The organism is Frondihabitans sp. 4ASC-45 (genome assembly GCF_049472575.1).
Classification (GTDB): domain Bacteria; phylum Actinomycetota; class Actinomycetes; order Actinomycetales; family Microbacteriaceae; genus Frondihabitans.
The window spans coordinates 326,420-345,770 of sequence record NZ_JBCEBN010000001.1 but is presented as its reverse complement, the minus strand read 5'-3'; the positions used below and the strand labels follow the sequence as shown (position 1 = coordinate 345,770).

The window sequence follows — 19,351 nt, the reverse complement described above, 5'->3', positions numbered from 1 at the left end:
GGTGCGTTTCAGGGGTGCGGCGGCTAGCATGCCGCAATGGGCATCCGGGAGGAACAGCGCGCAGCCACGGTCGCTCGAATTCTCGAGGCCGCGGGCGCCGAGTTCGAAGATCGCGGCTACGAGGCCACGTCGTACGGTTCGATCGCGACCCGGGCTGGAGTAGCGAAGAGCCTCGTCAGCTACCACTTCGCCACCAAGGCCGAGATCGCCGCGAGTGTCGTCGCCGAAGCTTTTCCGCAGGGCACCTTCTTTGGCACCGATCCCTCGCCCGACGGGCCCCTCGCCGACATCGTCCAGTCGACGGCGTACGTCGCCCGGCAGTTCGCGACCAACCCACTGGCCCGAGCCAGCCTCCGCATCGTCAACGAGCACAAGCTCACCGACCCGAACGCCCCGCGCGCCTACGTCGGCTGGGTCGCCCGAATTTCTGACAACCTTCGCCGCGCGGCCGCCCTCGGGCAGATCACGATCGGCGTCGACACGCACCGCGAGGCCACCGTGCTCGTCGGGCTGTTCGTCGGGCTGCGGTACGTGACCGACACCCTCGACGAGCGCGAGCGGTTCACCGACATCGTGATGGCGTCGATCCGGCAGCGGCTCGTGTACCTCGGGGCCGACGAGGGAGCGCTCGCGCGCGTCGCTTAGAGGCGGCTGGCCGGTGGGGCGGTGGGGCGGCTGTGCGCTAGGCCGGCGCGCTGGTCGCCGGGGCCGGCGGCAGTCGATCGGCGTGAGGATCGCGGCCCGACCGGAGCGCCTCGATGTGGTGACGGTCGCGGTCGAGGCGAGCCGTGGGATCCTTGCCGGGCGTGCCGTGGCCCGGGATCACGATCGCGGCTCTCCGGGCGAACGGTTCGAGCGCGGTGAGGCCTGCGGCGTAGTCGGCGAGTGGGTCGGCCGGTGGGCTGGTCGGTGCGTCGGGCTCGAACGGCAGGGGCGGCTCGATGTCGCTGAGCATGTCTCCGACGACGAGGATCCCACGGCTCGGCACCCAGACCGCGGTATGCCCCGGCACGTGGGCGTCGTGTTCGATCAGCTGCACGTCGACGCCTCGCCAGGGCAGGCGGTCGCCCGGTGCTGCCGTCACCGCGCCGACGAGCGGAAGCAGTTCGGTGGGCCACGCCCCGAGCTCGGCCAGGATCGCGGGTCTGTCGTCGCGCGCCCGTCTCGCGGTCTCGGCGGATGCCCAGCGCGGGGCGTCGCCGAACCCCGGGTGCCAGAGGAGGTGGTCGAAGTGCGCGTGGGTCGAGAACCCGGCCGTGACGGTCAGCCCCCGGCTGGTGAGGGCATCGGCGATCGAGGCGAGCTCGTCGACCTCCCAGGCGGGGTCGATGAGGAGGCAATCACGGCCGTTCGACCCGACCACCACGGTGGTGGTGGTCGAGTCGCGGCGGCTGGTGGCGACCAGCACCCCCGCGGCGACCTCGATGAACGGGTCGCCGCGGGGGCCGAATGATGCGGAGGTCAGTGGAACTTCGGCCCTTCCGGCGTGGAACGGGCCGAGAGGTCGTCGAGCTCGTGCTGCAGGGTGGCGTTCTCGCGGCGGGTCTTGGTGCCGAGGGCCCAGAAGACGACGCCCAGCACGATAAAGGCGACCACGGGGAGCAGCTCGGTGAGGAGGTAGAGACCGCCCTCGGAGGGCCCCCAGCCGTCGGGCCTGAAGCCCTCGCCGAACCAGTCGAAACCAAAGCCGGGCGCCATGAGCTGGATGACGGCGAACGCCAGGATCACCATGAGCAGCACCGTCAGCGGCTTGTGGAACGGCATCCGGTAGGGCCGCGGGGTGTCGGGGTGGCTTTTACGGAGCTTCCAGAGCGCCGGGAAGATCAGCAGGTAGCTGATCAGCGTCGTCGAGATGGTCACACCGAGCACAGCGAAGAAGAACTTCGAGGCACTGCCGTCGGCGATCGTGTTGGCGAGCACCAGCACGATGGTCGAGACGATGCCGCTGAAGATGTTGACGCGCACGGGCGTGCCGAGCTTGGCGTTGATCACGCCGAGGAACCGGGGCGCGGCGCCGTCGTAGCCCGAGACGGCGAGGGCCCGGTCGGATCCCATGATCCAGGTCACGCCGGAGGTCAGCACGCAGAGCACCACGAGGGCACCCGCGACGCCGCCGAGAGTCGCACCCATGCCCGACAGCACGACTCCGTCGCTCGTGGTCTGACCGCCGTAGACGGTGAACACCGACTTGATCGCGTCGACGAAACCCTCGAGGCCGCCGACCTGACTGACCGGGAGCACCAGCAAGATTCCGAGGATCGGCACCGCGTAGAGCAAGAAGGAGAACAGCGCCGACCGGGCGATGGCGAACGGCACGTCGCGGGTGGAGTCTTTCATCTCTTCACCGGCGCTGTTCGGCAGCTCGAAACCGACGTAGTTGAACAGCAGCACGCCGACCAGAGCGACGAAGCCGCCGGCCGTGGGCACGAAGCTGCCCGCGCCGAGGCCCTGGACGCCGTTCTGTACGCCGAAGATGATCACCGAGACGACGAACCCGCCGATGAGCACGAAGCGGGCGAACGCGCCGACCGTCGTGATCCACTTGCCGATTCGGAACGACAGCACCGCGGCGAGCACGGCCACCCAGATGAAGGGAATCGTGATCAGGTAGAAGACCGGGGTCGACTGGCCGCCGCCGCCGAGGAAGAACTCCTGAATCGCCAGTGCCGCGACGGCTGCGAGAGTGCCGCCGAGCCACACCGGGTTGGTGGTCCAGTAGAGCACGTTGTTGATGGCCCCCACGAGGTGGCCGAACGCCATTCTCGTCCAGAGGTAGGGGCCGCCCTCCTGCGGAAAGGCGGTGCCGAGTTCGGAGAAGAGCAGCGCCTGCGGCACGAAGAACAGCACCGCCAAGATCACCATCCAGGTGAATGCCTCGCCGCCCGACGCGGCGACGGCCGCGATCGTGTCGACGCCGACGATGGTGCAGATCAAGAAGAACAGGATGTCGAAGCGACCGAAGTGCCGTTTCAGCTTGCTGCTCTCGGTGGCCGCGGGGGCTATCTGGGAGGGGGTGTCGTAGTCGAGTGCCATGGGTGCCGAGCCTCTTTCAAGAGAGTGGATGGAGCAGGGCAGAGATGTACAGCGGCAGAGAATGGTGCGGGAGCGGATATGAAGTTGTGTTCGGGAGGGTGGGGCGGGCTGAAGGGGGTTAGGGGGCGGCGACCACTTCGGCGCCGAGGTCGCTGACGACCTCCGTCGCGAGTCGGTGACCGACCCGGATCGCCCCGTCGACGTGCTGGTAGCCGAGGCCGGCCAGGTCGCTCGATCCGAACCGGATCGGGCCGACGGGGGTGAGCTGATGGGCGCCGTAGCGCGTCAGGCCGCCGAGGTCGAAGCTCGTGGCGTAGGCGCCCTGGGTCCATTCTTCGGCCGCCCAGTCGCTCTCGTAGTAGACGCTCGGGTTGCGGGCTTCGGGGCCGAAGTACGCGGCGAGAGAGTCGAGGATCCGCGCCCGGCGCTCCTCGGGGTCGAGCTCGAGCGCGCGATCCGCCTTTTCATCCGACACGAACCCGACCAGCGTGCCGCGGGTCTCGCCGTGGTTGCTGTTGTCGTAGGCCTCGTGCACCAGCTGGTAAGGGCTGAACGCGGTGCCCGACAGGTCGGCGTCACGCCAGAACGGTGTCTCGTAGGTGGCGTGCACCTTGATGACAAGGCCGAGTGAGAGGTGCTGGTGCATCTGATTGCGGCGACGGGGAAGCGCCGGCACGTAGTCGATGCGACCGTAGAGGTTCGGCGGCACGGCGACCAGTGCCCGCTTGGCCTCGACACGGAGGTCGTCGGTGGTCGCGACGACGCCGGAGTCGCTCCACTCGAGCGTCTGCACCGGCTGATTCAGGTGCACGCGATCGCCGAGCGATGCGGCGAGGGCCACGGGCACACTCTGCAGGCCTCCGACGACGCGCTTGTCGAGGATGAAGTCGGCGTCGACGAGGTTGGAGAAGCTGCCGGCGCTCGCCGCCATGAGCAGGGCTTGCAGGGTGGAGAACGCGTGGGCCGGCTTGGTCAGCATGGCGTCGGCGATGAAGAGCGCGATGTTGTCGCGGGCCTCTTCGTCGGTCGACTGCGCGGCGAGCCACTCCTTGAACGACACCCGGTCGAGCGCTTCGGCGTCGGGGTGAGTCCACGGCGCGTCGGGGTCGGTCTCGGCCACCAGGCGGTCGAGCAGCTCGATCAGTCGGACGATCTCGCTCTCGGTCGACTCCGACCCGGGAAAGATGTCGCCGGTGAAGCGCTTGGCCTCGCCATCGCGGCCGATGTAGACGCTCTCGCCCTCGCGGTAGCGGGAGTACGTCTCGAGGCCGAGCTCGTCGAGGGTGGCGATCAGCGCGGTCTGGTCGGGTGAGACCCATTGCCCGCCGATCTCGTACATCTGGCCTTCGATGCTGTTGGTCCAGAGCCGTCCGCCCACGCGGTCGCGGGCCTCGAGCACGATGACGGAGTGCCCCGCCTTGACGAGGTCGGCCGCTGCGGTGAGGCCGGTTGCGCCGGCGCCGATGACGACGACGTCGGTGGTGATGGTGTTCGGCATTGCGGCCTTTCGGAGGGTGGTGGTGCGGGTGGTGGGCGTCAGTGGGCAGACATGACGTGCTTGAAGCGGGTGTAGTCGTCGACCGAGTAGGCCGAGAGGTCTTTGCCGTAGCCGGACTGCTTAAAGCCGCCGTGCGGCATCTCGGCGGCGAGGGGAATGTGGGTGTTGATCCACACGCAGCCGAAGTCGAGGTCGCGGGCGAACCGCTCGGCGGTTGTGTGATCGGCCGTCCACACGCTGGAGGCCAGGGCGTACCGCACACCGTTCGCCAGTTCGAGCGCCTCGTCGGCAGTGTCGAATGACTGCACCGTGAGCACCGGGCCGAACACTTCGTCTTGCACGATCGCATCCGTCTGCTCGACGTCGGCGATCACCGTCGGGGCGAAGAAGTAGCCGACGTCGCCCACCCGAAAACCTCCCGTGCGAATCGTGGCGTGCTCGGGCAGAGAGTCGATCGCGTTCGACACGGCCGCGAAGTGCCGGGCGTTGTTGAGGGGACCGTAGAAGGCGTCGTCGCCGGCGCCCGTGATCGTGCCCTCAGCGGCCCGCACCAGCGCGTCGCAGAACGCGTCGTGGATGGAGCGGTGCACGATCACCCGGGTCGCGGCCGTGCAGTCTTGACCGGCGTTGAAGAACCCGGCCTGCGCGATCGACTCGGCGGCCGCGTCGATGTCGACGTCGGGGAACACGACGACGGGGGCCTTACCGCCCAGCTCGAGATGGACCCGCTTGAGGCCGGCTGCACCCGACGTGGCCACGGCCCGCCCGGCGCGCACGCTTCCCGTGATCGCGACGAGCCCGGGAACAGGGTGCTCAGTGAGCAGCGCACCCGTCGACGCGTCGCCGAGCACCACGTTGAAGACGCCGTGGGGCAGGATGCCCCGGGTCAGGTCGGCCAGCACCAGGGTTGACTCTGGAGTGGTGTCGCTCGGCTTGAGCACGATCGTGTTGCCGGCGGCGAGGGCCGGGCCGATCTTCCACAGCGCCATCATGAGCGGGTAGTTCCAGGGAGTGACCTGGGCCACGACGCCGATGGGCTCTCGGCGCACCGACGAGGTGAGCCCCTCGAGGTACTCACCCGAGGCGAGCCCGGTGGCGCTTCGGGCGGCACCGGCGAAGTAGCGGAGCTGGTCGGCGCCGACCGCGACCTCCTCGGAGGCGATGGTCGCCTTGGGCTGACCGGTGTTGCGAGCCTGCGCCTCGACGAGGTCGTCTGAGCGCGCCTCCAGAGCGTCGGCGAGAGCCAGGAGCGCCTTCTGGCGAGCGCTCGGCGTGGTGCGCTTCCAGGCCGGAAAGGCCTCGGCCGCCGCAGCCATCGCGGCGTCGACGTCGGCAGCACTCGAGATGGGCGACACTGCGACGACCTCCTCGGTGCGGGGGTCGATCACGTCGAGCGTGTCGGTGCCGACCGCGGGCACGAAGGCACCCGCGATGAAGTTCTGGAGGGTCGTGCTCATGTCGGTCGTCTCTCGTTGGCGGTCAGCTCGTGGGCAGAAGCGTGTAGGTCGTGTCGAGGTACTCCGCGATGCCCTCGGTGCCGCCCTCGCGCCCGAGGCCCGACGACTTGACTCCGCCGAACGGGGCCGCGGCGTTCGAGACGACGCCGGTGTTGAGGCCGAGCATGCCCGACTGGAGCTTGGCGATAAGGCGGTGACCGCGAGCGAGGTCGGTTGTGAAGGCGTACGAGACGAGGCCGAACTCGGTGGCGTTGGCGAGCGCGATGCCCTCGTCTTCGGTGTCGAAGGTGGCGATCGCGGCGACCGGGCCGAAGATCTCCTCTTTGAGCAGGCGGGTGCCGGGGGTGATGCCGGTGAGCACTGTGGGAGCGAAGAAGGATCCCGGCCCCTCGATCTTCGACCCGCCCGTCGCGACCGAGGCACCCCGCGAGGTCGCGTCGTCGACGAGCTCGGCGCTCTTGTTGACGGCGGCGTCGTTGATCAACGGCCCGATCGACACCCCCTTGTCGGTGCCGCGACCGACCTCGAGCGCTTCGACACGAGCGGTGAGCCGTTTCGAGAACTCGTCGGCTACGCCCGACTGCACGAAGAAGCGGTTGGCGGAGGTGCAGGCCTCGCCGATGTTGCGGAACTTCGCCAGCATGGCGCCGTCTACTGCGGCGTCGAGATCGGCGTCGTCGAAGACGAGGAACGGGGCGTTGCCGCCGAGCTCCATCGACGTGCGCAGCACATTGTCGGCGGCTTGCTTGAGCAGCACCTTGCCGACAGGGGTCGACCCGGTGAAGCTCACCTTGCGAAGGCGGTCGTCGGCCATGACGGCCTTCGAGACGCCGGAGGCGTCGGTCGTGGTCACGACGTTGACAACGCCGGCCGGAACGCCGGCCTCGATCAGGAGCTGGACGAAGTAGAGGCTGGTGAGCGGGGTCAGCTCGGCGGGCTTCAGCACGATCGTGCAGCCGGCGGCGAGAGCGGGCGCGATCTTGCGGGTGGCCATGGCGAGAGGGAAGTTCCACGGCGTGATGAGGAAGCAGGGCCCGACCGGCCGGCGCGACACGATCATCGTGCCGGTGCCCTCGGGGTTCGCGCCGTAGCGGCCCGAGATGCGCACGGCCTCCTCCGAGAACCAGCGCAGGAACTCAGCGCCATAGGTGACCTCGCCGCGGGCCTCGGCCAGCGACTTGCCCATCTCCATCGTCATCAGCAGGGCCAGCTCGTCGCGGTGTGCGATGGCGAGGTCGAATGCCCGCCGCAGGATCTCGGAGCGGGTGCGGGGCGGAGTTGCGGCCCAGTCGTCGGCCGCGGCGACAGCAGCGTCGAGGGCGGCGATCGCGTCGGCGGGCGTGCCATCGGCGACGTCGATCAGCGTCTCGCCCGTTGCCGGATCGATCACGCCGAACGTCGCACCGCCCGATGCCTCACGCCAGACTCCGCCGACCAGAAGGCCCGTCGGCACGGTCTCGAGCAGTCGCTGCTCGGTCTCGTTTGCGGCGGCGGTCGTGGTCATGATTCCTCCAGGGCGTGGGCGACGACGTCGAGGCCCTCGTGGAGCAGGGCGTCGTCGATTGAGAGCGGCGGAAGAAAGCGAATCACGTTTCCGTAGGTGCCGCAGGTCAGGATTATCACTCCGGCGGCGTGACTCGCGGCAGCCACGCGACCGGTGAGAGCAGGATCCGGGTCTCCCGTCGCCGGGTCGACCAGCTCGATCGCGATCATCGCTCCGCGCCCGCGTACGTCGCCAATGCGCGGGTCGCCCGCCTGCAGGGCCGTCAGTCGGGTCTTCATGAGCATCTCGATGTCGCGGGCGCGCCCGGCGAGGTCGTCGACCTCGTAGGTCTCGATGGCCGCGAGCGCGGCAGCACAGGCGAGCGGGTTGCCGCCGTAGGTGCCGCCGAGGCCGCCGACGTGCGGGGCGTCCATCATCTCGGCACGACCGGTGACGCCGGCGAGCGGCAGGCCTCCGGCGATGCCCTTCGCCGTGACGACGAGGTCGGGCACGATGCCCTCGTGCTCGGAGGCGAACATGGCGCCCGTCCGCGCGAAGCCGGTCTGCACCTCGTCGGCGATGAACACCACCCCGTTCTCGCGAGCCCAGTCGACGAGGGCCTCAAGGAACCCGGGTGCCGGCACGATGAAGCCGCCCTCGCCCTGGATCGGCTCGATAAGGATCGCCGCGGTGGAGGCGGCGCCGACCTGCTTTTCGATCATCGCGATGGCTCGCTTCGCCGCCTCGGGCCCGGAGAGCCCGTCGCGGTAGGGGTACGACAGCGGCGCCCGGTAGATCTCGGGGGCGAAGGGGCCGAACCCGCTCTTGTAGGGCATCGCCTTGGCGGTCAGTGCCATCGTGAGGTTGGTGCGCCCGTGATAGGCGTGCTCGAAGGCGATGACGGCTTGGCGGCCGGTGTACGAGCGGGCGATCTTGACAGCATTCTCGACGGCTTCGGCCCCGGTGTTGAACAGGGCCGAGCGCTTTTCGTGGTCACCGGGCGTGAGCCGGTTGAGAGCCTCGGCGACGTCGACGTAGGAGTCGTAGCCGGTGATCATGAAGCAGGTGTGGGTGAAGCGTTCGACCTGGCGCTGGACGGCCTCGACGACACGCGGGGCCGCGTTGCCCACGCCGGTCACGGCGATGCCGGTGCCGAGGTCAATGAAGCTGTTGCCGTCGACGTCGACCAGCACACCGCCGCCGGCGACGTCGGTGAAGACCGGCAGCGAGATGCCGACGCCCCGGGCGACCGCGGAGGTCTTGCGGGCAAGAATCTCGCGGGAGCGCGGCCCGGGAACCTCGGTGACGATCTTCCGCTGCTGCGGCAGCGAGGGCCCGCCGACGAGCGGTTCGACGTGAGTGGTCACGGACGGCCTCCGTATGGTGCGTGGCGAATGGGGCGTAGCGAAGGAATGAAGCCAATCTAGGCAGTGGCCCCGACACCACGACTGCCATTTCGGCAATCTGTGGAGAACTGCTGGACCGAGCGGCAGTTGGGGATAACCTCCGAGGGTGAAGACCTCGTCCGCGCCGACCGTGCAACCTCCGACCGTCCGCGGGCTTCTCGCCGAACCGCCGCTCCGCCTCCGGGTCCGCCTCGACGGCGACGGGCGCGACACCGCCATCGACTGGGTGCACAGCTCCGATCTCGTCGATCCCACGCCGTTCCTCACCGGCGACACGATGCTGCTCACCACCGGCACGCAGTTTCCCGCCGACGACGACGCTGCCTTCTACGGCAGCTACGCCGATCGCCTCCTCGATGCCGGCATCGTGGCCCTCGGGTTCGGCCTCGAGGTGATCCGCGAGGGCACCCCGCCCTCCCTCGTCGACGCCTGCGACGCTCGCGGCATCACTCTCGTCGAGGTCCCCTACGAGGTCCCCTTCATCGCGCTGATCCGCTGGGTGGCCGATCGCATCGCCGCCCGCGATCGCGAACGCGACGCCTGGACTCTGGCCGCCCAGCGCGCCGTCTCGCTCTCGGCCCTGACCGCCGGCACGCTGGAGGCCGTCGTGCAGACGCTGGCCGACCAGGTGAGCGGCGCCGTGGTGATCCTCTCGCCCTCGGGCGAGACGGTGGTGGAGGTGCATTCCGCCGCCGTCGATCTCGGGGCACTTGCTGACGAGGGGCGAAGGATCCTGCGCCGCGGCACCCGCGCCTCCGCCGACGTGACGCTGCCCGAGTGGCTCGGCTTCGCCACTGTGCAGACCCTCGGGCCTCGCGGCGCCCTTCGGGGTGCGATCGGCATCGCCGGCGCCGGGCGGCACGACGTCGCCACGCAGGCCGTCGTCACCGGTGCCGTCGCGATCGTCGAGGTGCTGCTCCGCTACGGCGACGCCGAACGTCGACTCGAGCGCCGTCTCGGGGGAGTGCTGGTGCGACTGCTGCTCGATGGCCATCTCGCGGGGGCAGGGGCGGCTGCGGCCGAGTTCGGGTCGAAGATTCCCGACGCCCTCCGGATCGCCGTCGTGCCGCTTCCGGCGGGAGTTGCCGACGCCGAACGCGATCGACTCCTCGACGAGCTGACGCGGGAGGGGCTGGCGTTCGCCGACTCCTCTGCCGAACGAGTGGTAGCGGTGGTGCCGGCAGCAGCGACCGACGCGTTCTCGCGGGCGGTAGCCGGCAGCACCACCCTCGCGGCACTCCCGGTGGGGCTGTCGGCCGTGCTGGCACCCGCCGAAGCCTCGACCGGGTTGGCGCAGGCGGTGCGGGCCCTCGATCAGGATCCTGACGCCGGTGTGCACGTGTTCGGCGACTCGGCGGCCGGGCTCCTCGACGATCTGTGGTCGCCCGCGGCCGAGAACCTCGCGCGGCGTCGCCTCGGAGTGCTGGTCGGCGAGCCGGGCGAGCTCGTCGACTGCGCGCGGCTCTGGCTCGACCACAACGGCCACTGGGAGTCGGCGGCGCGCGAGGCCGGGCTGCACCGGCACACGCTCAAAGCTCGAATCGCGCGGATCGGCACGCTGCTCGAGCTCGACCTCGACTCGTTCGCCGGTCGCGCCGAGCTGTGGGCGCTCTTGCAGGCGTCCCGCGCTTAGCGCCGGGCCGCCGGCCGGGCCGCCGGGCCGCCGCGATACGTATCGCGGTCACACCGACGTGCCGCGGCAGGTCTCGGAGTCCGCACCGCGTATCCCGGCAGAGCGGCGCACTCCCCAAACGCCCCGAGCTACGCCCCAACGAGCCAGAGCGGATCGGCGTTGTAGCGCGCCGCGACCTCGACCGTGCCGGGCTTGTTCTCGTCCCAGAGGTCGGCGGGCAGCGCGTCGGCCCGGTGCGTCGTGGCCCAGCCGAGCATGGTGAGCCGGCGCATCAGCGACAGCGCTCCCGCGAGTTCGAGGTCGTCGCGGCTGAGAGTCGCGACCTGCCGGTAGCCGTCGAGCCAGCGGGCGCCCATCTCGAGCGCCGACGGGCGGTGCTCGTAGAACGTCAGCGCCGACCCGAAGTCGTAGAGGAAGTAGCCGTACCCGCAGTCGTCGAAGTCGATGATCGTCATGGCGCCCTCGTGGGTCATGACGTTCGAGGGGCGGAGGTCGGAGTGGATGAGTCCCCAGTGCTGCGGCGTCCGCGGGATGCCCGACAGGGTGGCCCGGGCTGTCGTCTCGGCACGCTCCAGAACGGCCCGATCACCGGGCGTCAGCGGGGCGTTCCGCCAGTCGCCCCAGCGTGCGAGGCCGCCGGTCATGTCGTCGACGGTCCAGTCGAAGCGCTGGAATCCGGTCGGTCGCGCCCAACCCCGCGAGTGACCGTGCAGCTGGGCCGTCAGTCGGCCGATCTCGACGAAGTGGTCGGCGAAATCGGTCTGATCCTCGAGGATCGTGCCCGTCACGAAGTCGAACCCGACCGCCGTCCAGCTCGCCCCGCCGTCGTCGTTCAAGAACTGCACGAAATCGCCGTCGGCCCCGTGCCGGGGTGACGGTGTCGGCACCCCCGCGTCGCGCTGCAGGGCCTCGACCCAGAGCAGTTCGCTCCGCACATGCTCGACGCTCACCGCGTATCCCGGGCGTCCGAGACGGACGACCAGACTCGGATCCTTGTTCACCGAGACCTTGAAGGTCACGTTCTCCGAGACCGCGATCAGGGTGACCCGAGTCGCTGCGAGCGGCAGTCCCCAGGCGAGGCAGATGCCGTCGTGAACCCAGTGCGGAGCATCGTCGCCGCGGCCCACGTGATCGAAGGCCGACAGCGATCCGGCCGGTGTGCCCGACGGTGCGGGCACGGTCTCGGTCGTCGGGTGCGAGATCGTCATAAGCCTCGAACCTAGAGGCCACAATTCAGGATCCGACTCCTGAGACGCGATCCTTTACCAGCCGTTCACGCGGGTAACACGCCATTCATCCTCAGGGCTGCGCTCGTAACGTCCCGGCAACACGGCGGGCCCCCTCGCCTCCTCGTCGATCGAGAGAATGGACGTGCACCCACCGAACGACGGGAACCCCATGGCGAGCACCGCATCCATCCTCGACGGCAACAGCTTCAAGGCGTCGGACGCCGACGGGCTCGACCCGCGCACCCGGGCGCTCGCCGAGCGGCGCGAGGTGCTCGGCTCCGCCTACCGCCTCTTCTACAAGCATCCGGTCGAGCTCGTGCGCGGCCTCGGAGCCCACGCCTGGGATGCCGAGGGCAACGAATACCTCGACCTCTACAACAACGTGCCGAGCATCGGCCACGCCCACCCGAGGGTGGTCGAGGCGGTACATCGGCAGATGTCGACGCTGAACACGCACACGCGCTACCTGCACGAGGGCGTGCTGAACTACGCCGACGACCTCCTCTCGACCATGCCCGATGCCATCGACCAGGTCATGTTCGTCTGCACCGGCTCCGAGGCGAACGACCTCGCGCTGCGGGTCGGCCGCGAGTACACCGGCGGCACCGCGTGGATCGCGACGAGCGAGGCGTATCACGGCAACACGGCTCTCGTCTCGGCGCACTCGCCGTCGCTGCGCGGCCCCGAGCAGATGGACCCGACGCTCCGCATCATCGACCCGCCCGACACCTATCGGCTGCAGTCCGAGACCGCCGAGGGGGCCGGAGCCTGGTGGCTCGGGCAGCTCGGCGCGGCCATCGCCGAGATCGAGGCGTCTGCAGACGGGTTCGCGGGTCTCATCCTCGACTCGTCGTTCTCGTCCGACGGCATCTTCCTCGGCCAGCCGGGCATGATCCGGGCGGCGCTCGAGCTCGTTCACGCGCACGGCGGCGTCGTCATCGCCGACGAGGTGCAGCCCGGCTTCGGCCGCACCGGCGAGGCGTTCTGGGGCTTCGACCGTCATGACTTCGTGCCCGACATCGTCACCACCGGCAAGCCGATGGGCAACGGAATCCCGATCGCGTCGATGGCCGCGAAGCGCGAGGTGCTCGACGCGTTCGCCGCGAAGCGCCCCTACTTCAACACCTTCGGCGGCAACCCGGTCGCGATCGCAGCGGCGCAGGCCGTGCTCGACGTGATCCGCGACGAAGAGCTGCAGGCGAGGGCGCTCACCGTCGGCGCCGCCCTGCGCGAGAGCCTCCGCGAGCTCGCGGCCGTGCACCCCGGCATCGGCGACATCCGCGGCTCGGGGCAGTACACCGGCGTCGAGATCGTCGCCGATCGCGCAACGCGGGCCCCCGACTCGGGCGTCGCGCTCGCCCTGCTCGAGCAGCTCCGCGACCGGCGCGTGCTCACGAGCGTCTGCGGGCCGAACAACAGCGTGCTCAAGCTGCGGCCGCCACTCGCGTTCACCGCCGCCGACATCCCGCGGCTCGTGGAGGCGCTCGACGGCGGGTTGACCGCGCTCGGGGTGTAGCTGCGGCTCGTGTCGCGTGCGGCCGGGCGAGCTGACGCGGTTCGGCCAATCCGACGCGGCGCGCCGCGTCGCTACGGCCGAAACGCGTCGGGTTGCGAGCGGCCGGGCGTCGCGCGGGCCCGGGCGGCCTCGCGCGGGCCGCACCGGCGTCGCTACGATGAGCCCCAGTCGCCGCCGCAGTCGCCGCCCGCCCCGCCCCAGCCGCCCCGCCCGCCCGTCCGCCCGCGCCTCCAGGAGACCCCGTGCCCCGAGACCCCTCCGAGCTCAGCAGCCGGATCCAGCGCCTCATCGCCCGATCCGAGCTGCGCGTGGGCGACCGGATCGGCTCGGAGCGGGCCATGGCCGAGCAGTTCGGCGTGCCCCGGTCGGCGCTCCGCGAGGCCCTCGAAGAGCTGGAGGCCGCATCGCTGATCCGCCGCACCATGGGTCGCACCGGCGGCGTGTTCGTGGCCGACGGCAAGATCGAGCGCCAGCTCAACACGATCATGGGCGTGCCCGACATGCTCCGCCAGCAGGGATTCGTCTCGACGACCCAGGTGCTCTCGGAGGGCATCGGCCTCGCCACGCCGTCCGAGCAGCGCAGTCTGGCGCTGGCCGACGGCGACAACGTCTTCCGCATGCGTCGGCGTCGTGACGCAGCCGGGACGCCGCTCTCGCTCGACACGATGGTGTTGCCGATGCGCCTGTTACCCGGATTTCAGGATCGTGACCACACCGAGTCGGTGTATCGGATCCTTGCCCGTGACTATCGCATCGAGATGGCGCAGGCCGACGAGACGATCGACGTGACACCGGCGACGGCCGAGCAGGCGGCGATTCTGGGGGTGGCCGAGGGGGCGCCGCTGTTCGAGATCTGGCGCATCACCTTCGACGCGGCCGATACGCCCGTCGAGTTCTCGCACGACTTCTTCCGCACCGATCGCACGCGCATCTCGCTGCGCCGCTACGGCGCGAGATGGAAGCGCGCCGTGCCGCCGACCCGCTGAGTTCGTTCTGCAGGATGACCCCGTAACCGCGCCGGCAGCAGTAGCCTCGACCCACAATCACCCGGGGGGAATCATGCTCAACAAGGCATCCAAGACGACCATCGCTCTCATGATGACCGGAGCGGCCGTGGCGGCGCTCGCCGGGTGCTCGGCGGCGACGACCACTGCAGCCGTGACGACGGGGGCGAATGCCGGTGCGTCGGATCCTTCGGGCGGGACGACGGCGTCGAGCCTCGCCACCCCGACGACGCGTGCAACGACCTCGGCCGCCGTCGCCGTCGGCGCAATCCCGACGAAGTGCAAGTCACTGATGAGCGCGACCACCTACAAAAAAGACGGCTTCGCGAAGACCCCGCTCACGCAGCCGTCTGCGCCGAAGACGCAGCTGAGCGCGGCTGTCAAGTCGGGCGGGGCGTCGATCTTCTGCCTGTGGCGCGATCCGCGGGCCGATATCAGCGGCATCAGCATCCAGGTCGTCACCGTCGACTCGTCGAAGGCCCTCGCCCAGTTGAAGAAGCTCCCGGCTAAGGGATTCACGTGCAAGAAGTCCGCCGACGCGTACACCTGCCAGAAGATCGGCCGCGACTCCCAGTACCCGGTCGAGACGGGCGACACGTACTACACGCGGGGTGATATCGGCATCCGGATCCAGCAGGCGAACGTCCCGACGTCGGGGCTCCTTAAAGAAGTCGTCGCGCGGGTCTTCTAGCGGTCGGCGTGCGCCGGTCGCGATTCAGGAATTCTGGCTCGAGCGGGGCGGAAACACGAGGATCCGCGCCCACCCCGCGCTCGGCTACCTGATTTGCGCGCAGGCGTGTGGGTGAGCGGGGTGCCGCGGATCCTTGATTCGCGAATCAGGAAGTCTGGCGCGAGCGGGGCGCAAACGTGAGGATCCGCGCCCACCCCGCGCTCGGCTACCTGATTTGCGCGCACCGCCGCACCGCCGCACCGCCGCGCAGCCCGGCCCGCCTCACACGAGGTCCGACTCCTTCGTGCGGGCCGGCACATCCGCCAGCGCGTCGCCCGGCACTGGGATCGCGTCGAGCGTGTCGTAGTCCTCGACCTGGGGGTCGCGGTGCAGCCCTCCCGAGATCGCGTACTCCTCTTCGGGAGCGAGCACCAGGTTCTTGCGTCCCACGGTCGCGAAGAGCACGATGCCGACGACGTAGACGATCAGCATGATGACGATCGCCGACCAGAGTGCGCGGTTCAGGATCTCACCGATGAAGATTGCGAAGCCGATTATTCCTGCGATGTACGCACCACCGAGACCCCACGGCGATTTGTAGGGGCGCTTCGCGTTCGGGTACTTGCGGCGCAGGATCACGAACGACACCATCTGCAGCATGTACGAGAGCACGGCTCCCCAGACTGCGATGTTGAGCACGAGCCCGCCACCGCCCGCCGGCACCGCAGCCTCGGCGGCGAAGAGCGCGGCCAAGCCGATCACGGCGGCGACGGCGATGGCCAGCACGGGCGTCTGACGCTTGCCGGTGACGGAGAGTCCGCGCGGGTAGTAGCCGGCCCTCGACAGCGAGTACATGTTGCGGCCGGCGGCGAACATGATGCCCTGCAGGCTGGCGAGCAGACCGACCAGCGCGAACGCCGAGAGGACAGCGGCGACCTTGTCGTTGGGGATGATCGCGCGGAACCCGTCGAGCAGCGGTTCCGCCGAGGTTCCGGCAGCCGCTCCGCCGAGGACGGCCGGGTTGAGGAACAGCACGATCGCACCGCAGGCGATCAGCGTGACGAGGCCCCAGACGCTGGCGCGAGGAATGTCGCGGGTCGGGTTGTGCGCCTCCTCTGCCGACAGCGGCAGCTCCTCGATGCCGAGGAACAGCCACACACCGAACGGCAGGGCGAAGAAGATCGGCAGGATGCCGTGGGGGAGGAACGCACTCTGACCAGGATCCGGCGCGACGTCGAACAGGCTCCCGAAGTCGAGCTTGCCCGAGAACGTCGCCATCAGCGCGAACGTCAGCAGCACGGCAAGCGAGATCAGGGCGACGACCAGCGCGAACTTGAACGACACCGACGAACCGAGCGAGTTGAGGCCGATGAAGGCGGCGTAGAGGATGATCCACCACACCCAGGTCGGTAGGCTCGCGCCCGTGAGATCGGACAGGATCGCGTCGGCGTAGCCCGCGGAGAAGTAAACGACCGCCGCCGTGGTCAAGACGTACTCGATCGTCTCGGCGAGGCCGGTGATGAAACCACCCCAGGGTCCCATGCTCGCGCGGGCGAACGAGTACGCGCCGCCTGTGTGGGGCATCGCGGCGCTCATCTCGCTGATCGAGAAGACCATGCCGAAGAACATGATCACGACGATGCCGACCGCGATCAGGAGTCCGCCCCAGCCGGCCGTTGTGATGCCGGCGTTCCAGCCCGAGAAGTCGCCCGAGATCACGGCGGCGATTCCAATTCCCCAGATGCCCCAGAAGCCGGCGGTCCGGCGGAGTTGGCGTTTCTCGAAGTAGTTCGGGTCGGCTGACGTGTACGTCACGCCGCTGGTGGTGCTGGATCCGGTCGACATTCGGGTCTCCTCTGAGCAGCCTGATGATGGGATCTCCCAGTGGAGCGTGCCGGCGGCGGCCTCGTGTGAAGGCGGCATGAATGGGTTGTAACAAGCGTGTTAACCGACTCGGCAGACGCTTACGGAGTTCCGGCAACTCAGGATCCGGGCCCGGCCACGCTGATGCCCACCGGGCCTGGCCGGATCCTTCGCCGCGTGCCAAGATCAGCGCATGCAGCAGCGCACAGCCGCGATCATGCGGTTGCAGGTGCCCTGAGCGGCGTGCGGTGCGTGGCGGTGCGTGGCGGGCGCACTTTTCAGGCATCTAGTCCCGCGGCGAGCGTGGGAGGTGGGTTCGCGCGGGCTTGCGCGCCTGCATTCCTGTTGTGCGCGCGCGTTGTGGGGCGGTGCCTGGCGGGTGCACTTTTCAGGCATCCAGTCCCGCGGCGAGTGTGGGAGGTGGGATCGCGCGGGCTTTCGCGCCTGCATTCCTGTTTTGCGCACGCGACCGCGCACCCGCCCATGCGCACGCACCCACTACGCCGCAGGCAGGTGCTTCCTGAACGACACCAGCACGAGCGCCAGCGACACGAGCGCGAGCCCGATCACGATGAGCAGAATGAGCGTGACCGGCACGATCGCGGAGAGAGCTGCGATCGCGAGGGGCGCCAGGAATCCGACGTAGGCCACCGCATAGAAGACACCCGTGAGGCCGGCGAGGCCAGCGGATCCTGCGATCCTCTGTACTTCCTGCAGACCGGACACGAGCCCGATGCCCATGCCGAGGCCGATCACGACGTTGGCCGCGAGGCCGATCCAGACCGACTGCAGGGAGATCGCCACGATGACGACGCCGAGCCCTGCGGCGATGAGCCCGACCATCACTGCGAGGCCGCGCGCGCTCGTGGCCGAGTGGATGCGCCGGGCCACGGGTTGCAACGCTGACGAGACGCCGAGGGCAGTGACGGTCGCCGCTGTGGCGAACACCAGACCCCAGGATCCGGTCGCCGCTCGCAGCTGAGTCGGCAGGTAGCCGTAGCCGATCGCCGCCCCCGCGAAGATCCAGGGGCACGAGACGACTACGACCCGCACGAAGCGGCGGTGCGATGCGGTCGGAATCCGCAGCTGCCGCCACCACGGCCCGGAGACGCCGCCGCTCCGGTGCGACTCGGGAGCCCGTAAAACGACCACGACAAACGGGATCGTAACCAGAAGGTGGATGACGAAGGGCAGCACCTCGGGTATTGGCCCCCACTGCGCGATGAGCCCCGCCACGAGTGCGCCCGAACCGGAGCCGAGGGTGAAGGCCAGCGAGGCACGCCGTGCGCCGGCAGCGCGATCGGCTCCCGGATCGAACGGGGCCTGCGACAGCTCCTTGATCCACGAGTTGCCGACTGCCATCGCAACGCCGACGGTCGCTCCTGAGAACAGGCGCCCGACGAGCAGGAACTCCGGGCCGAACGGGCCCAGCGCCAGCAGGCTGCTGCCGACGAGCGCCGCTCCGAGGCCCGCCAGCAACACGGGTTTACGGCCGTGCCGATCCGACAGCGAACCGGCGACGAGCAGCGCGGGCGCCAACCCGAGCACGTACACGCCGAGGAAGGCGTTCACCAGCACCGAGCTGTAGTGCTGCCGGTCTTCGTACATCAGCAGCAGTGGGCTGAACTGGTTGCCGCCCCACGAGCAGACGAACACGGCACCCCAGATAAGGATCCACGGCCCCCGAGCCGCACGCCCGCCCAGCCGCGATCCCGGTGTAGGCCCGGGCCCCGCGCTCGGCACTGCCTGGGTCGCCCCGGTGTCGACGCTCACAGGATGCCCCGCAAGATGTCGACGTGGCGGGCCAGCACTCGGCGATACGCGTCGGCATCACCGGCGTCGATCGCGGCGGCCAGCTCGCGATGGTCGTCGAGCGTCACGGCGAGGTGCTCCGGGCGGACTCGGATCAGCTGGTGTCGGAGTCGTTGAGCGCGGTCGTGCAGGATCCTTGCGAAGTGGCTGGCTATCGGGTTGCGGCTGGCCGCGATCACAGCGGTGTGGAACGCGTCGTCGGCGTCGATGAAGCCGTCGATGTCGCCCCGGGTGACGCAGTCTTCCTGAATCGCGAGCTGATCGGCGAGCTCGCGTGCGAGATCACCCCGGTCGACGCTGATGGCGCGCGCCGCCGCCGCGGCTTCGACGGCCTCGCGCATCTCGACCACGTCGTCGGCCTCGCTTGGTGACATGGGCCGCACGACAGCGCCTTTGCGCGACTCGAGTGTCAGCAGTTCGTCGGCGGCAAGTCGCAGGAACGCCTCGTGCACCGGCGTGCGGCTCAGACCGAGCTCCTGGCAGACGGTGGTTTCGCTCAGCGATGCCCCGCCCGCGAGATCGCCGCGCAGGATCCGCGCCTTCGTCACGAGGTAGGCGCGCTCTGCGGCGCTCGCCTCGATCGATGCGGCAGGGCTGCTCGCGGGGTCGCTCATGCTGCTCACTCTAGGTTGCATGCATCGTTGCATGCAACGCGTAACGGGACGTCGCCGGTCGCGAATCAGGAATGCAGGCGCGGCGCGGCGCGGCAACCCAGGTGGGGCGACGCTGAGGGGACAGGATTCCTGA

The 19,351-nt window shown here is 69.5% G+C and carries 15 protein-coding genes; 5 read left to right on the top strand and 10 right to left on the bottom strand.

All coding sequences use genetic code 11. The annotated features are described in order from the left end of the window. The first annotated feature begins 36 nt into the window (after positions 1–36). On the top strand, positions 37–645 hold the full coding sequence (locus VH571_RS01540) for a TetR family transcriptional regulator (protein ID WP_423262992.1): 609 nt from the start codon (positions 37–39) through the stop codon (positions 643–645). A 37-nt stretch (positions 646–682) separates the two neighbouring features. Here the strand turns inward: VH571_RS01540 and VH571_RS01535 are convergent, their stop codons facing one another. The 6 genes from VH571_RS01535 to gabT all read right to left on the bottom strand — a co-directional run bounded on the left by VH571_RS01535 (position 683) and on the right by gabT (position 8,838). Then, complete coding sequence (locus tag VH571_RS01535) at positions 683–1,408, bottom strand: MBL fold metallo-hydrolase (protein WP_423262991.1); 726 nt, start codon at positions 1,406–1,408, stop codon at positions 683–685. 53 nt (positions 1,409–1,461) lie between these two features. Continuing rightward, complete coding sequence (locus VH571_RS01530; RefSeq protein WP_423262990.1) at positions 1,462–3,033, bottom strand: APC family permease; 1,572 nt, start codon at positions 3,031–3,033, stop codon at positions 1,462–1,464. Positions 3,034–3,151: 118 nt separating this feature from the next. After that, positions 3,152–4,573, bottom strand: coding sequence for a flavin monoamine oxidase family protein (locus VH571_RS01525; RefSeq protein ID WP_423263371.1), 1,422 nt, complete (start codon positions 4,571–4,573; stop codon positions 3,152–3,154). Next, the gene (locus VH571_RS01520; protein ID WP_423262989.1) at positions 4,570–5,988 is read right to left on the bottom strand and encodes an aminobutyraldehyde dehydrogenase; all 1,419 of its coding nucleotides are present in this window, start codon (positions 5,986–5,988) and stop codon (positions 4,570–4,572) included. The genes VH571_RS01525 and VH571_RS01520 overlap by 4 nt, the downstream gene beginning before the upstream one ends. Before the next feature lie 22 nt (positions 5,989–6,010). Continuing rightward, entirely contained in the window at positions 6,011–7,492 is a 1,482-nt protein-coding gene (locus tag VH571_RS01515) for an NAD-dependent succinate-semialdehyde dehydrogenase (protein WP_423262988.1), read from the bottom strand. After that, complete coding sequence (gene gabT, locus VH571_RS01510) at positions 7,489–8,838, bottom strand: 4-aminobutyrate--2-oxoglutarate transaminase (RefSeq protein WP_423262987.1); 1,350 nt, start codon at positions 8,836–8,838, stop codon at positions 7,489–7,491. Before gabT ends, VH571_RS01515 begins: the two co-directional genes overlap by 4 nt. A gap of 145 nt (positions 8,839–8,983) precedes the next feature. Here gabT and VH571_RS01505 point away from each other — a divergent pair, with 145 nt between their 5' ends. Then, complete coding sequence (locus VH571_RS01505; RefSeq protein ID WP_423262986.1) at positions 8,984–10,510, top strand: PucR family transcriptional regulator ligand-binding domain-containing protein; 1,527 nt, start codon at positions 8,984–8,986, stop codon at positions 10,508–10,510. Between the two features lie 128 nt (positions 10,511–10,638). Here the strand turns inward: VH571_RS01505 and VH571_RS01500 are convergent, their stop codons facing one another. Continuing rightward, entirely contained in the window at positions 10,639–11,718 is a 1,080-nt protein-coding gene (locus VH571_RS01500; protein WP_423262985.1) for a phosphotransferase enzyme family protein, read from the bottom strand. 190 nt (positions 11,719–11,908) lie between these two features. Here VH571_RS01500 and VH571_RS01495 point away from each other — a divergent pair, with 190 nt between their 5' ends. The 3 genes from VH571_RS01495 to VH571_RS01485 all read left to right on the top strand — a co-directional run bounded on the left by VH571_RS01495 (position 11,909) and on the right by VH571_RS01485 (position 14,950). Next, on the top strand, positions 11,909–13,255 hold the full coding sequence (locus tag VH571_RS01495; protein WP_423262984.1) for an aspartate aminotransferase family protein: 1,347 nt from the start codon (positions 11,909–11,911) through the stop codon (positions 13,253–13,255). Between the two features lie 242 nt (positions 13,256–13,497). Next, positions 13,498–14,241, top strand: a complete 744-nt coding sequence (locus VH571_RS01490; RefSeq protein ID WP_423262983.1) for a GntR family transcriptional regulator — start codon at positions 13,498–13,500, stop codon at positions 14,239–14,241. A 73-nt stretch (positions 14,242–14,314) separates the two neighbouring features. Continuing rightward, entirely contained in the window at positions 14,315–14,950 is a 636-nt protein-coding gene (locus tag VH571_RS01485; protein WP_423262982.1) for a hypothetical protein, read from the top strand. Positions 14,951–15,211: 261 nt separating this feature from the next. Here VH571_RS01485 and VH571_RS01480 read toward each other — a convergent pair whose 3' ends face one another. The 3 genes from VH571_RS01480 to VH571_RS01470 all read right to left on the bottom strand — a co-directional run bounded on the left by VH571_RS01480 (position 15,212) and on the right by VH571_RS01470 (position 19,218). Beyond that, the gene (locus VH571_RS01480; protein ID WP_423262981.1) at positions 15,212–16,774 is read right to left on the bottom strand and encodes an amino acid permease; all 1,563 of its coding nucleotides are present in this window, start codon (positions 16,772–16,774) and stop codon (positions 15,212–15,214) included. A gap of 516 nt (positions 16,775–17,290) precedes the next feature. Next, positions 17,291–18,565: an MFS transporter gene (locus tag VH571_RS01475; protein WP_423262980.1), complete on the bottom strand. Its 1,275-nt coding sequence runs from the start codon at positions 18,563–18,565 to the stop codon at positions 17,291–17,293. Continuing rightward, entirely contained in the window at positions 18,562–19,218 is a 657-nt protein-coding gene (locus VH571_RS01470) for a GntR family transcriptional regulator (RefSeq protein ID WP_423262979.1), read from the bottom strand. The genes VH571_RS01475 and VH571_RS01470 overlap by 4 nt, the downstream gene beginning before the upstream one ends. Positions 19,219–19,351: the final 133 nt, after the last annotated feature.